The organism is Amycolatopsis rhizosphaerae (assembly GCF_007713715.1).
In the GTDB taxonomy this organism is placed as follows: Bacteria; Actinomycetota; Actinomycetes; order Mycobacteriales; family Pseudonocardiaceae; genus Amycolatopsis_E; species Amycolatopsis_E rhizosphaerae.
Genome location: NZ_VJWX01000005.1, coordinates 1 through 13,905, shown reverse-complemented (window position 1 = coordinate 13,905; position 13,905 = coordinate 1). Strand labels below are relative to the sequence as shown.

Genomic DNA, 13,905 nt, shown 5'->3' with positions numbered 1-13,905 from the left:
CCGCCTGTCCGCCTGCGCTCGTTCGCCTGCGCGGTGGCGGTGCGATGAAGCAGCGGCTGAGGGACCTGGTGGTCCGGTGGGTGCGTCTGGCCCGTCGCGTCGGCGGCTACGCCCGTGGCCGGATGGTCGCGGGCGGTGTGCTGTGGCGGCGTTCGCTCCAGTTCCGGGTCACGGTGTCCACGCTCGCGCTGTCCTCGTCGGTGGTGTTCATCCTGGGCATGGTGCTGCAGCACCAGATCACCAGCAGGCTGACCGAGACCAAGCAGCAGGCCGCGATCGCGCAGACGCTGCAGGTGGTGGCGACGGCGCAGAAGGAACTGGTCGGCATCAGCGATCAGGACGCGCTGCCCGACCGCCTGCAGAACGTGGTCAGGAAGATCACGAGCAGCTCCACCGACGACGGGTCGGGCTCCTCGGCCGCGGGCGCCTTCGAACCGGTGCTCACCGCGGGCGGCAGCAATTCCACCGACTCGGCCGGGCCGATCTGGAAGGTGCCCGAGGGGCTGCAGCGCTTCGCCGAGGCGAACCAGCTGGCCCACCAGATCCACACGGTGGACGACAACGGCACACGCACCACGTACCTGATGGTCGGCGCGCCCGTCACCAGCACCGGCCGTCCGATCCAGCTCTACCTGCTGTTCCCGATGACGGCCGAGCAGAACACGCTGACCACGGTGCAGAACACGATGCTGGTCGGGGGGCTGGTGCTGCTGGTGCTGCTGGCGGGCATCAGCAATCTGGTCACCCGCCAGGTGGTGCGGCCGGTGCGGCAGGCGGCCGCCGCGGCGGCCCGGTTCGCGGGCGGGGAGCTGGACGAACGGCTCCCGGTCACCGGCGAGGACGATCTGTCCCGCCTTGCCGTGTCGTACAACGAGATGGCGGCGAGCATCCAGCGGCAGATCCGGCAGCTCGAGGAGTTCGGCACGCTGCAACGGCGGTTCACCTCGGACGTCTCCCACGAGCTGCGGACCCCGCTGACCACGGTGCGGATGGCGGCGGACGTCCTGCACGCCTCGCGCGAGCAGTTCCCGGCCGGGCTGGCCCGCTCCACCGAGTTGCTGGTGGACGAGCTGGACCGGTTCGAAGCGCTGCTCGGGGACCTGCTCGAGATCAGCAGGCTGGACGCCGGGGTCGAGGAGCTGGCGGCGGAGGTGATCGACGTGGCGCCGGTCGCGCGCCGGGCGGTCGAGCAGGTCCGGGTGCTGGCCGGCAACGCGGGCAGCGAGATCGAGCTCGACCTGCCCGAGGAGGAGACGCCTGCCGAGATCGACGCGCGCCGCGTCGAGCGGATCCTGCGGAACCTGCTGGCCAACGCGGTCGACCACAGTGAGGGCCGCCCGGTGCGGGTCACCCTGCGCGCCAACGAGCACGCGGTCGCGATCACCGTGCGCGACTACGGCGTGGGCCTGCGCCCCGGCGAGGCCGATCTCGTGTTCAACCGGTTCTGGCGGGCGGACCCCTCCCGCAACCGGCGCACCGGCGGAACCGGGCTGGGCCTGGCGATCAGCCACGAGGACGCGCGGTTGCACGGCGGGCAGCTGGCGGCCTGGGGTGCGCCCGGCCAGGGAGCCTGCTTCCGGCTGGTCCTGCCCCGGCGGCAGGGGGAGCCGTTCGAGGAGAGCCCGCTGCCGCTGGTCCCGGCCGACGCGGTTTCCTCCGGGGCCGCGAACATCGGTTCCGGTGCCGACTACACGATCACCTTCGCCGAGCTCCGCAAGGAGGACGTCGGGTGAACCTGACACGTCGAACCACCGTGGTTCGCCTGCTGGCGGCACTGGTGGGGGTCCTGCTCGTGGCGGGTTGCGCCACGCTGCCCGATGAGTCGCAGCCCGCCGCCGTGCCGCAGCAGGAACTCGGGCAGATCACCAACCCGGATCTCCAGCAGCCGCCGCATGACCTCGACCCGCTGACCATCGTGCGCGACTTCGTCCGCGCCAGCGCCCAGCCGATCGGCAACAACGCGGCGGCCCGCATGTACCTCGACGACGTCGCGGTCAAGCAGTGGCAGCCGTCGAAGGTCATGAACGTGATCGAGGACCAGTTCAACACCGTGTACGCGACGGGGGGTGACCAGCCCGCGGGCCCGAACGACGTGGTGGTCGTCGTACGGGGGACGGCGCTGGGCACTCTCGACGCGGACAGCTCCTTCATCCCGTCCCGGAGCACCTACGAGCTGAAACTGCTGGTGCGCAAGCAGCCCGACGGCCAGTGGCGCATCGTGAACCCACCCGCGGGCATGGTGGTGCCCTACAGCGATTTCACCGCCAACTACGTGCGCGTGCCGATCTACTTCTTCGCCCCGGACTCCACCACGATCGTGCCGGACCTGCGGTACGTGGCGGGCAAGCCGCAGTCGGGACTGCCCGCGCGCGTGATGTCGCTGCTGCTGGCCGGGCCGTCGGACCAGCTGGTCGGCGCGGTGCGCAGTCCGCTGCCGGAGGACGCCGCGATCGAGGGGAACGTGGTCAACACGCCCGACGGCGCGCTGGTGGTGCCGCTGGCCGGGGTCGGTGACCAGACCCCGGAGGCGAAGAAGCTGATCGCGGCCCAGATCGTGCTGTCGTTGCAGGCGGTGACGACCAACCGCATCCGGCTGTTGTCCGACGGCGTGCCCCTGGTGGGAGGCCATGAGGACTGGCTGTTCACCGACGTGCCGTCCTACACCTCGCTGGCCTCGCCGAGCGCGGACCAGGCGGGGTTGATGACCTCCGGCGGCCGGATCCGGTCCCTGGCCGACGGGGCCCCGATCCCCGGCCCCGCCGGACAGGGCAACTACCAGGTGGCCAGTGCCGCCCAGTCGATCGACGGCAAGCAACTGGCGATCGTGGAGAACCTGGGCGGCAGGCAGCAGCTGCGGATCGGCCCGTTCGGCGGGCAGGCGCAGCCGGTGGACCTGTTCGGCGGCACCCTGACCCGGCCCACGTGGCGGCCCACCACGACCGCGGACGGCACCGCGGGCGAGGTGTGGACGGTGGTGGACGGGCAGTCGGTGGTGCGGGTCGCGAGAACCCCGGACGGCGGGTGGACGGGGCAGGCGGTCAACGCCGAGGAGGTGCTCGCGGTCGGCTCGATCAGCGCGCTGCGCCTGTCCAGGGACGGCGCCCGCGCCGCACTGGTGGTCAACGGGCAGCTACTGGTCGCCTCGGTGGTGCGCACGCAGGATTCGGTGACGCTGCGCAGTCCCCGGATCCTGGGGGCGGGCGCGCTCAGCGGTGTGGTGGACGTGGACTGGCTCAGCCAGGACAGCCTCGTGGCCGCCACGACCATGCCTTCCCAGCCGGTGGTGAAGGTGCCGATCGACGGGCTGCGGCTGGACGCGTTCAACAGTTCGAACCTGACCCCGCCGGTGTACGCGATCACCGCCGCGCCGGGGCGGCCGATCGTGGTCGCCGACTCCGGGGGACTGTGGACGGCCTCGGACGTCGGGGAGGTCTGGCGCCCGCATCCGCACAGCGTCGGCTCCCACGTGGCACCCTTCTACCCCGGCTGACCGGTACTTTCGCGGTGGCGCGGAACTGTCGGTGGGGACCGGCATCATGGCCTCGTGAGCCTGGGGAAACGAGTTCTGGACCTGCTGTTGCCGTCCGTGTGCGCGGGCTGCGGCACTCCGGGAGCCGCCTGCTGCGCGCAGTGCCTGGCCGGGTTTTCCCGCCCGGAGCCGGTCACGCGCGGGCCGACGGCGGGACTGGCGCCGGTGTACGCGCTCGCCCGCTATCGCGATCAGGCCCGCCGTCTTGTGCTCGCCTACAAGGAGCGGGGACGGCGTGATCTGGCTCCGCCGCTCGGCGACGCCCTCGCCGCCGTACTGCCCGAGCTCCCGCCTGCCCGGCCCGATCGTCACGGAACGTGGTGGCTGGTCCCGGTGCCGTCCCGGCGCAGCGCCTCCCGGGTCCGCGGTGGTCCCCACCTGACTCGCCTTGCCCGGGCCTGCGCGACGGCGCTCGCGGCGCGGGGGCACGGCGCGGCCGTGGCGCCGGCGCTCCGTCTGGCGGCCGGGGCCCGTGACGCGGTCGGGCTGGACCGCGCGCGCCGCGCGGCGAACCTCGCCGGGCGGTTGCGGCTCGACCCGCGGGGGCTGCCGCCGCGCTCCACTCCCGTGGTCCTCCTTGACGATGTGGTGACGACGGGGGTGACCGCGGCGGCGTGCGGCCGCGCACTGGTCACATCCGGTTTCCCGGTTGTTCTGGTGCTCACCCTCACGGCCGTCTGACTCAGGCGACTCACCCGAAAAGGTGATTATTTCGGGAACGGCAGTGGCCTCGGGGCCGTTGTCCGGGCATGAGGCCGTCCCCGGAAGAACCACCGCCACCGCACCGCGGGGCCGGAGCGCGGCAGGCTCCGGGCAGGCCCGTCCCGCGGCACCCGATGTCCTGGAAACCGGCCCGATGCGAAGACGCTTTCGTGACCTTGACCAGCCCGCGGTTTCCGCTGCCGCCGGTGGCGGGACGGTCGTCGCGAACACCGATCGTGAAGATCGTCCGGCCCGGTACTCCCCGGGGCGCGGGGACTGGTTTGGCGGGCGTGGCCCCGCTAACGTGCAGCGCTATAGCGATTCCGCGGCAGGGAGGTGAACAGCCGATGACCCTGGGGCCGACGGAACCGTAATTCTCCGTCACGGAGCGGCGTCGGCGCCCCTTTCGATTCTCCGAAGAGCTCGAACTCATCCTTGCAGTGAGGGAGGTCGTGTATGGACATCGTCGTCAAAGGTCGCAACGTGGAGGTGCCCGACCACTACCGGACGCACGTGGGCAGCAAGCTCGAGCGTCTGGAGCGTTACGACAAGAAGGTCTTCCACTACGACGTGGAGCTCTTCCACGAACCGAACCGGCGGCAGGCCAAGAACTGCCAGCGCGTGGAGATCACCGCGCGGGGCCGCGGGCCCGCGGTTCGGGCGGAGGCCACCGCGGGCGACTTCTACGCCGCCCTGGACGTCGCCGTGAGCAAGCTGGAAGGCCGGCTGCGCAAGATGCACGACCGGCGCCGTGTGCACTACGGCCGCCGTTGCCCCGAGTCGGTCGCCGAAGCCACCGGGCAAGTGGCCGCCGGCGCCACCGCGGGCGGCAGGGCCGCCGCGCGCACCGCCGTGCTGGAAGCGCCGGCTCCCGCCGAGGCGGAACTGGCCACCGGGATGACCAGCGCATCCGAACTCGACGTACCCATGCCCCGAGGGGACGAGGCGATCGACTACCAGCCCGGTCGCGTCGTGCGCGAGAAGCACCATCCCGCGAAACCCATGAGCATCGACCAGGCCCTCTACGAGATGGAACTGGTCGGGCACGACTTCTATCTTTTCCATGACGCCGACGCCGACCTGCCGAGCGTCGTCTACCGGCGGAAGGGCTTCGACTACGGGGTGATCAGACTCGGCTGAGCCCTGGTGGAAAAGGCCCGTACGTGGGACACGTACGGGCCTTTTCGTCGTTTAAACACCGACGTGCGTGCACGTCGGGACGCTCCTTCCCTACGATGGGGGCAGCGCGCGATCCGCACGAGGGGTCGTGTTCGGCATGGCCCGGGGCACGCCTGGGCGCTCATCGGAGAAGCTAGTGAGGTCGACCGGATGGTTCTCAACCGCCTGCTCCGCGCGGGCGAGGGCAAGATGCTCAAGCGGCTGCGCAACATCGCCGACCACATCAACTCCCTCGAAGACGAGGTGAAGGACCTCTCCGACGCAGACCTGCGGGCGAAGACCGACGAGTTCCGGCAGCGGCACAACGACGGCGAGTCGCTCGACGACCTGCTGCCCGAGGCCTTCGCGGTGGCCAGGGAGGCGGCCAGGAGGGTGCTCGGCCAGCGGCACTACGACGTCCAGCTGATGGGTGGCGCCGCGCTGCACCTCGGCCAGGTCGCCGAGATGAAGACCGGTGAAGGCAAGACGCTGACCTCGGTGCTGCCCGCCTACCTGAACGCGATCTCGGGCAAGGGCGTGCACCTGGTCACCACGAACGACTACCTGGCCCGCCGCGACGCGGAGTGGATGGGCCGCGTGCACCGCTTCCTCGGGCTCACCGTCGGGGCGATCCTGTCCGAACTGCCGCCCGACCAGCGGCGCGAGGCCTACCACGCCGACATCACCTACGGCACCAACAACGAGTTCGGCTTCGACTACCTGCGCGACAACATGGCCTGGACGCTGGACGACTGCGTGCAGCGCGGGCACAACTTCGCCATCGTCGACGAGGTCGACTCGATCCTGATCGACGAGGCGCGCACCCCGCTGATCATCTCCGGCCCTGCCGAGCAGTCGGCGCGCTGGTACCTGGAGTTCGCGCGCATGTCGCCGCTGATGAAGCGGGACGCGCACTACGAGGTCGACGAGCGCAAGCGCACCGTCGGTGTCACCGAGAAGGGTGTCGCCTTCGTCGAAGACCAGCTCGGCATCGACAACCTGTACGAGGCCGCGAACACCCCGCTGGTCGGTTACCTGAACAACGCGCTGAAGGCCAAGGAGCTGTACAAGCGCGACAAGGACTACATCGTCCGCAACGGTGAAGTGATCATCGTGGACGAGTTCACCGGGCGCATCCTGCACGGCCGCCGCTACAACGAGGGCATGCACCAGGCGATCGAGGCCAAGGAAGGCGTCGAGATCAAGGCGGAGAACCAGACCCTCGCCACGATCACGCTGCAGAACTACTTCCGGCTCTACGAGAAGCTTTCCGGCATGACCGGTACCGCCGAGACCGAGGCTGCCGAGTTCCACCAGACCTACAAACTGGGCGTGGTGCCGATCCCGCCGAACCGGCCGATGGTCCGCAAGGACCAGACCGACCTGATCTACAAGGGCGAAGAGGCCAAGTTCGAGGCCGTCGCCGACGACATCGCCGAGCGCAACGAGGCCGGGCAGCCGGTCCTGGTGGGTACCACCAGCGTCGAGAAGTCCGAGTACCTGTCGAAGCTGCTGGTGAAGCGGGGCGTGCCGCACGAGGTGCTGAACGCGAAGTACCACGATCGTGAGGCGCTGATCGTGGCGCGGGCCGGACGCAAGGGCGCGGTCACGGTGGCCACCAACATGGCGGGCCGCGGTACCGACATCGTGCTCGGCGGGAACCCGGACATCATCGCCGACGAGCGGCTGCGTGAGCGCGGCCTCGACCCGGTGGAGCACTCGGAGGCCTACGAGACGGCGTGGCCGAGCGTGCTCGAAGAGGTCAAGGCCGAGGTGAAGGCCGAGGCCGAGGAGGTGCGCGACGCCGGCGGCCTGTACGTGCTGGGCACCGAGCGGCACGAGTCCCGCCGCATCGACAACCAGTTGCGCGGCCGCGCCGGCCGTCAGGGCGACCCGGGTGAGTCGCGGTTCTACCTGTCGCTGGGCGACGAACTCATGCGCCGGTTCAACGCCACGATGGTCGAGCGCGTGATGACCACCATGCGCCTGCCCGACGACCAGCCGATCGACCACAAGATGGTCTCGCGCGCGATCAAGAGCGCGCAGACCCAGGTCGAGCAGCAGAACATGGAGATCCGCAAGAACGTCCTCAAGTACGACGAGGTCATGAACGAGCAGCGCAAGGTGATCTACGCCGAGCGCCGCCGCGTGCTGGAGGGCGAGGACCTCAGCGAGCAGATGCACAACATGCTGGCCGACGTGGTGACGGCCTACGTCGAAGGCGCGACGGCCGACGGCTACGCCGAGGACTGGGACCACGACAAGCTGTGGACCGCGCTGAAGCAGCTGTACCCGGTGTCGATCACCTGGGAGCAACTGGTCGAGGAGGACGGGGACCTCAGCTCCGAGTTCCTGCTCGACCAACTGCTTGCGGACGCGCAGGAGGCCTACGCGCGCCGTGAGGCGGAAATCGACGCGACGGTCGGCGAGGGCGCGATGCGCCAGCTCGAACGGCAGGTGCTGCTGTCGGTCCTCGACCGGAAGTGGCGCGAGCACCTCTACGAGATGGACTACCTCAAGGAGGGCATCGGCCTGCGGGCGATGGCCCAGCGCGATCCGCTGATCGAGTACCAGCGTGAGGGCTTCGAGATGTTCGCCGCGATGCTCGACTCGCTGAAGGAGGAGGCCGTCGGCTTCCTGTTCAACCTGCAGGTCGAGGCGGCCGTCGCGGAGCCGGCGACGGCCCCGGCCGCGTCCGCGGTGCCCGCCGCTGCCGCCACGCCCGCCGAGGGGCGGCACGCGCAGCCGACGCCGCCGCAGCCTGCGGTGGAAGAGCCGCGCGAGTCGGTCCCGACGGCGCTGCGCGGCAAGGGCCTCGGCAACGGCCACGAGCAGCAGGGCCTGACCTTCTCCGGTCCCGCCGAACAGGGCGGGGTCGCTTCGCGGGGCGAGGCCGCCAAGTCCGCGGCCAGGACCGGCGCCGGCGCCGGCGCCGGTGACGGCACGCGCCGCGAGCGGCGGGCCGCCGCCCGCGCCCAGGCGAAGAAGGGCAAGAAGGGCAACCGCTGACGGTGCCCCGCCGGGGTGCCCTTGTGGTCCCGTGATGTGGAGCAAGGTGGATTTGCTACGGGCCATCCGTAGCAAATCCACCTTGCTGCGTTTTGCCCGGCTGCCGGGCCGGTGCTCAGGTCCGGGAACGGCGTGGCCGCACGAGGTCGAAGAAGGTGCACCGCCATCCGGTTTCGGTGCGCTCGAACCGGGCGGTGACGGCGAAGGCGCGCGAAGGGGTGTGGGCAGTGCCGCACGCCTCGTAGATCCTCGGCGAGAGGCGGCAGCCGCGCAGGCTCCTGAGCGTGAACCGGGCCTCCTTGAGGGGCGGCAGCAGCGCGAGCCTGCGGTACAGCCGCGGATGCGTGAGGCCCTGCAGTTGGCTCACCGGCCGCCTTCCACTGCGCGCGTCGAGGATCGCCTCCAGCGCCGCTCGGATCTGTGCGGGCGCGGAGTGGTCCTGGCCGTCGCGGCCGCGCGGCTGTTCCCGGCGCCCAGAGCCCAGTTCCAGGGCCAGTTGTCCGCCGGGGTCGGCGGAGGCGGCCTTTTGTTCGAGTGGTTCGTACGGTTTGAGCGGCTTCAACGCCCGCATGCGATTCCCCCCGGTGTCCGGATCGTTCCGCCGTTAAGAGCGGACGAGAGGAACTATTCGGGCAAACTGCCCCCGAACCGGTGAAACCCGCTGGCCAGTAGGGTCATGTGGTGGATATGGGGCTGGTGGTCGACTACGCGGGCGTGCTGACCGACCCGGATGCGGGGAAGTTGTTCGAGGCCATCAAGGCGTTGCGGAATCAGGGCGTGCGTACGGCGCTGCTGTCGAACGCTCCCGGCGGTGGCAGCGTGACGACCGTGCTCGCCCGGTACTTCGACGAGCTCGTCTTCTCCGGTGAGGTCGGCGTGGCCAAGCCGGACGCGCGGGTCTACCTGCTGACCGCGGCCCGGCTCGGGGTGCCCGCCGAGGCCTGTGTGTTCATCGACGATTCGCGGCCGAACGTGGCGGGGGCGGTGGCCGCCGGCATGGTTGGGGTGCACCACACCACCGTGCCCGGCACGCTCGCCGAGCTCAGCGTGCTGTTTTCCGCCTGACCACCTCGAAGCACAGCACGGCCGCGGCCGCGGCCACGTTGAGCGACTCGACCTCGCCGGGCATCGGGATGGTGAGCCGCCCGGTCAGCAGGTCGGCGACCTCGGGGGAGATCCCGGCGGTTTCGCCGCCGAGCACGAACGCGGCCCGTTCCGGCAGTTCGGCCTGGAACAGCGGTTCGCCGCCCGCGGCTCCGAGCCCGTAGAGCCGGTAACCGGCGTCGGTGAGCAGACCGGCGGCTTCGGCCGCGGTCGCGCACCGCAGGACCGGGGCCCGGAACGCCACTCCCGCCGAAGCCTTCACGACCAGCGGATCGAGTGCCGCGACCCCGCGCCGGGGGACCACCACCCCGCCGATCCCGGCGGCGGTCGCGGTGCGCAGGATCATTCCCACGTTGGCCGGGGTGGTGATCCCGTCGAGCAGCAGCACCGTGGCGGGCAGCGGCGCCGAGGACAGTGCGGCCGTCAGCGGGCGCATCCGGGGCGCCACCACGTCGGCCAGCACCCCCTGGTCCTGCTTGCCGTTGCCTGCCAGCACCTTCACCCGGTGCGCGCTGGCCCGCTGCACCGGGACCCCGGCGGTCCGCGCGGCGCGCTGGATCGCGGCGGCGCCCTCGCCCCGGGCGGTGTCGGCGAGGATCACCTTGTCCACATGCAGCGCCGGGTCGCCGAGCGCCTCCAGTACCGGCTTGCGGCCGTAGACGGTGAGAAATCGGTCCTTCGGGGACACGGTGTCGTTGGAGTCGTCTCGCACCACACCAGTACAGCAGGGCATCCGTTTCCCGGTTCGGCCGTGGTCTGTCAGGATCGCCTCATGCCCGACCGCCTCTCCGCGCTGGACGCGTCGTTCCTGTCCCAGGAGGACGCCACCACACCCCGGCATGTCGGCGGGGTCGCGGTGTTCGAACGCGCCGGGCGGTTCGACTACGAGCAGCTGCTCTGCCTGATCGGGCAGCGGCTCGGCTACCTGCCCCGGTACCGGCAGCGCGTGCTGGCCGTGCCGGGCCACCTGGCCCGCCCGGTGTGGGTGGACGACGTCGACTTCGATCTCACCTACCACGTGCGCCGGTCGGCCCTGCCGTCGCCGGGCAGCGACGAGCAGCTGTTCGACCTGGTGGCGCGGCTGATGGCGCGGCCGATGGACCACGACCGGCCGCTGTGGGAGGCCTACTTCGTCGAGGGGCTCGCCGGGGACCGGGTCGCATTGATCACCAAGACGCATCAGGCGGTGGTCGACGGTTCCGGCACCGTCGAGCTGGGCCAGCTCATCCTCGACACCGAGCCGCAGCTCTGCGAGCCGTACGAGGACATCTGGACCCCCCGCCGCCTGCCCTCGGCGACCCAGCTGGTGCTCGACGCGCTGGGTGAGACCACCCAACGGCCCGCGGAGCTGGTGGAGAACGCCCGGGCCGCGCTCGGGGACGTCGTGGCGGCCGCCGACCGGCTCGCCGGATCGGTGGGCGGGGTGGCGTCGAAGGTCCGGTCGCTGCTGCGCCCCACCCCGGCCGGGCCGCTGAACGCGCCCCTGTCCGGTGGCCGCGTGTTCGCGGTGGTCCGCAGCGAGCTGGACGACTTCCGGCGCATCCGTGCCGTGCACGGGGGTACGGTGAACGACATCGTGCTCGCCGCCGTCACCGGTGCGCTGCGGGAATGGCTGGTGTCGCGCGGGGTGGCCGTGACCGGGGCCAGCACGGTGCGGGCCATGGTGCCGATGGCCGTGCTCGAACCGGGGACGGCGCGGTTTTCCACGGCGGGCCTGGTGAACAACGAGATCGAGGCGCATGTGGTCGACCTGCCGGTGGGGGAGCCGAACCCGGTGCTGCGCCTGCAGCACCTGAGCCACGCGATGCGCGCCCACACCGATCCGGGCCGTTCGGTGGCCGCCCGTGCCATGCTGAAGGTCGGCGGGTTCGCCCCGGCGACGATGCATTCGCTCGCGGTCCGCGCGGCCGGGACCGATCCCGGGCGCCTGGTCAACCTGGTGATCACGAACTCGCCGGGGCCGCAGGAGTGGCTGTACGCGGGGCAGGCGAGGATGACCGAGATGTACCCGGTCCTCCCGCTGACCCGCAACCAGGCGCTGGCCATCGGGGTGACGTCCTACCACGGGAACGTCTACTTCGGACTCAACGGGGATCGCAAGGCGGTCTGGGACGTGGGCAACCTCGCCACCATGGTCGAGGACTCGCTGGAAGAACTGAAGGGTGCGCACAGGTGAGGGTCTATCTGCCGGCGACGATCGGGATGCTGCGCAAGCTCGTGGCGGAGGGCAAGCTGCACCCGTTGGGCGGTACGGGGTTCGCGCTCACCCCGGCGCTGCGGGAGTCCTACGTCAGCGGCTCCACGGAGGAACTCGAGTACGCGGCGCTGGCCGACGCCGCGCGAGCCAGCCTGAGGCTGCTCGCCGACGACGAGAAGGAGTTGTCGCGCCGCGTGGTCATCGCGGCGGACGTGGACGAGGTCACCATCCGGCCGGATCTGGACGCGGCGGTGGTGAAGGTGGCCGGGCCGGTGGTGTTCGCCGACGTCGCGGCGGTGCACGTGGACGCATCGGAGGCGGAGGAGGCGGTGCGCTCCGCTGCCGCCGTCATCGACGCGGCCGACCTCGGCGACCCGGACGCCGAATTCGCGCTCGGGGACGCGGAGGACCACGAGCTGGCCTGGTACGCCCCGCAGGAGCTGCCGTTCCTCCTCGAGCTGCTCTAGCGTTGAGGGCAGGCCACAAGCCAGCCCTCAGGGAGGAGCCTCCGATGGATGCCGTCACCCTCGTCCCCACCCCGGCGAACGAGCCCGTCCGCAGCTACGCCCCGGGCGACGCCGAGCGGGAGTCGCTGAGCCGGCGGCTCGCCGAGCTCGAAGGCGAGAAACACGAGCTGCCGATGACCATCGGCGGGCGGTCGCGGCTCGCCGGCGGCGAGACCTTCGAAGTGGTGCAGCCCCACGACCACGGGCATGTGCTGGGCGTATCGGCGCAGGCCACCCCGGAAGACGTGGCCGAGGCGGTCGCCGCGGCCCAGCAGGCGGCCCCGGCCTGGCGCGAGCTGCCCTTCGACGAGCGAGCCGCGGTCTTCCTGCGCGCCGCCGACCTGATCGCCGGGCCGCACCGGGACACGCTCAACGCCGCGACCATGCTCGGACAGTCGAAGTCGGTGCAGCAGGCCGAGATCGACGCGGCCTGCGAGCTGATCGACTTCCTGCGGTTCAACGTGCACTACGCACGCCGGATACTGGCCGAGCAGCCGAACTCGGCGCCGGGCAGCTGGAACCGGATGGACTACCGGCCGCTGGACGGGTTCGTCGTCGCGATCACACCGTTCAACTTCACCGCGATCGCGGGGAACCTGCCCACCGCGCCCGCGCTGCTGGGCAACACCGTGCTGTGGAAGCCGACGCCGACGCAGCAACTGGCCGCGCACTACACGATGCGGGTGCTGGAGGAGGCGGGCCTGCCGCCCGGCGTGATCAACCTGGTGACCGGGGACGGGCAGGCGGTCAGCGAGGTCGCGCTCGCCGACCCCGGTTTCGCCGGCCTGCACTTCACCGGCTCGACCAGGACGTTCAAACTGCTCTGGCGGCGGATCGCGGAGAACCTGGACCGCTACCGCGGCTACCCGCGGATCGTCGGCGAGACCGGCGGGAAGGACTTCGTGGTGGCGCACCCGTCGGCGCGGCGGGACAAGCTGGTCCCCGCGCTGGTGCGGGGTGCCTTCGAGTACCAGGGGCAGAAGTGCTCGGCCGCGTCGCGGGCCTACCTGCCGCGCTCACTGTGGGAGAGCGGGCTTCGGGAGGAGCTCGCCGACGTCACGCGCACGGTCGCCTACGGCGACATCACCGACTTCTCGCTGTTCGGCGGCGCGGTGATCGACGCCCGCGCGTTCGCAAGGCACCGGGCCCTGCTGTGCGGTGTGGACGGAGACGGTGAGCTGAGCGTGCTGGTGGGCGGGCATTGTGACGACGCCGTCGGGTATTTCGTCGAACCGACCGTGCTGCTGTCGGACAATCCGCGGCACGAAATCTTCGCCACCGAGTACTTCGGCCCGATCCTCGCCGTGCACGTCTACGAGGACGGCGAGTACGAGCGGATCCTCGAACTCGTCGACAGCACGTCGCCGTATGCCCTCACCGGTGCGGTGTTCGCGGACGACCGCGCGGCGGTGCAGCAGGCGCACCGGGCGTTGCGGTTCGCCGCCGGGAACTTCTACGTCAACGACAAACCCACCGGGTCGATCGTGAGCCAGCAGCCCTTCGGCGGTTCGCGGGCCTCCGGGACGAACGACAAGGCGGGCTCGATGTTCAACCTGCTGCGGTGGGCCAGCCCGCGGTCGCTCAAGGAGACCTTCGACGCCCCCACCGACTACCGCTACCCGCACATGGGCTGAGCAGGGCTGGGCGTGCCGTGAAGGGTCCCTTCACAGTCGATTCGACTGTGAAGGGACCCTTCACGG

Annotated in this window: 11 protein-coding genes; 9 read left to right on the top strand and 2 right to left on the bottom strand. The window is 70.9% G+C overall.

Annotation, left to right across the window (positions count from 1 at the left end; genetic code table 11):
- Positions 1–44 precede the first annotated feature (44 nt).
- The 5 genes from mtrB (at position 45) to secA (ending at position 8,398) form a co-directional block, all read left to right on the top strand.
- A complete protein-coding gene (mtrB, locus tag FNH05_RS01130; RefSeq protein WP_144584958.1) occupies positions 45–1,733 on the top strand; it encodes an MtrAB system histidine kinase MtrB in 1,689 nt (562 codons plus the stop codon).
- Entirely contained in the window at positions 1,730–3,490 is a 1,761-nt protein-coding gene (locus tag FNH05_RS01125) for an LpqB family beta-propeller domain-containing protein (RefSeq protein ID WP_246127409.1), read from the top strand. The genes mtrB and FNH05_RS01125 overlap by 4 nt, the downstream gene beginning before the upstream one ends.
- 60 nt (positions 3,491–3,550) lie before the next feature.
- On the top strand, positions 3,551–4,210 hold the full coding sequence (locus FNH05_RS01120; RefSeq protein ID WP_144585016.1) for a ComF family protein: 660 nt from the start codon (positions 3,551–3,553) through the stop codon (positions 4,208–4,210).
- Positions 4,211–4,687: 477 nt separating this feature from the next.
- Entirely contained in the window at positions 4,688–5,371 is a 684-nt protein-coding gene (gene hpf / locus FNH05_RS01115) for a ribosome hibernation-promoting factor, HPF/YfiA family (RefSeq protein WP_144584956.1), read from the top strand.
- Positions 5,372–5,560: 189 nt separating this feature from the next.
- The gene (gene secA, locus FNH05_RS01110) at positions 5,561–8,398 is read left to right on the top strand and encodes a preprotein translocase subunit SecA (RefSeq protein ID WP_144584954.1); all 2,838 of its coding nucleotides are present in this window, start codon (positions 5,561–5,563) and stop codon (positions 8,396–8,398) included.
- A 115-nt stretch (positions 8,399–8,513) separates the two neighbouring features.
- On the opposite strand, the gene FNH05_RS01105 is transcribed toward secA, so the two are convergent.
- Entirely contained in the window at positions 8,514–8,969 is a 456-nt protein-coding gene (locus FNH05_RS01105; RefSeq protein ID WP_144584952.1) for an Rv3235 family protein, read from the bottom strand.
- Between the two features lie 116 nt (positions 8,970–9,085).
- On the opposite strand from FNH05_RS01105, the gene FNH05_RS01100 reads away from it, so the two are divergent.
- Positions 9,086–9,463: an HAD-IA family hydrolase gene (locus FNH05_RS01100; protein ID WP_144585014.1), complete on the top strand. Its 378-nt coding sequence runs from the start codon at positions 9,086–9,088 to the stop codon at positions 9,461–9,463.
- On the opposite strand, the gene FNH05_RS01095 is transcribed toward FNH05_RS01100, so the two are convergent.
- Entirely contained in the window at positions 9,441–10,235 is a 795-nt protein-coding gene (locus FNH05_RS01095) for a TrmH family RNA methyltransferase (RefSeq protein ID WP_186382305.1), read from the bottom strand. The two genes, FNH05_RS01100 and FNH05_RS01095, sit on opposite strands and share 23 nt — an antisense overlap.
- A 39-nt stretch (positions 10,236–10,274) precedes the next feature.
- On the opposite strand from FNH05_RS01095, the gene FNH05_RS01090 reads away from it, so the two are divergent.
- Genes FNH05_RS01090 through pruA form a run of 3 tightly spaced genes read left to right on the top strand, consistent with a single transcriptional unit; the run spans position 10,275 to position 13,839 of the window.
- Complete coding sequence (locus tag FNH05_RS01090; protein ID WP_144584948.1) at positions 10,275–11,678, top strand: WS/DGAT/MGAT family O-acyltransferase; 1,404 nt, start codon at positions 10,275–10,277, stop codon at positions 11,676–11,678.
- Positions 11,675–12,166 carry a DUF6912 family protein gene (locus tag FNH05_RS01085; protein WP_144584946.1) on the top strand — a complete coding sequence of 164 codons (492 nt, stop codon included), beginning with the start codon at positions 11,675–11,677 and terminating at the stop codon, positions 12,164–12,166. Before FNH05_RS01090 ends, FNH05_RS01085 begins: the two co-directional genes overlap by 4 nt.
- A gap of 44 nt (positions 12,167–12,210) precedes the next feature.
- Complete coding sequence (pruA, locus tag FNH05_RS01080; RefSeq protein ID WP_144584944.1) at positions 12,211–13,839, top strand: L-glutamate gamma-semialdehyde dehydrogenase; 1,629 nt, start codon at positions 12,211–12,213, stop codon at positions 13,837–13,839.
- Positions 13,840–13,905: the final 66 nt, after the last annotated feature.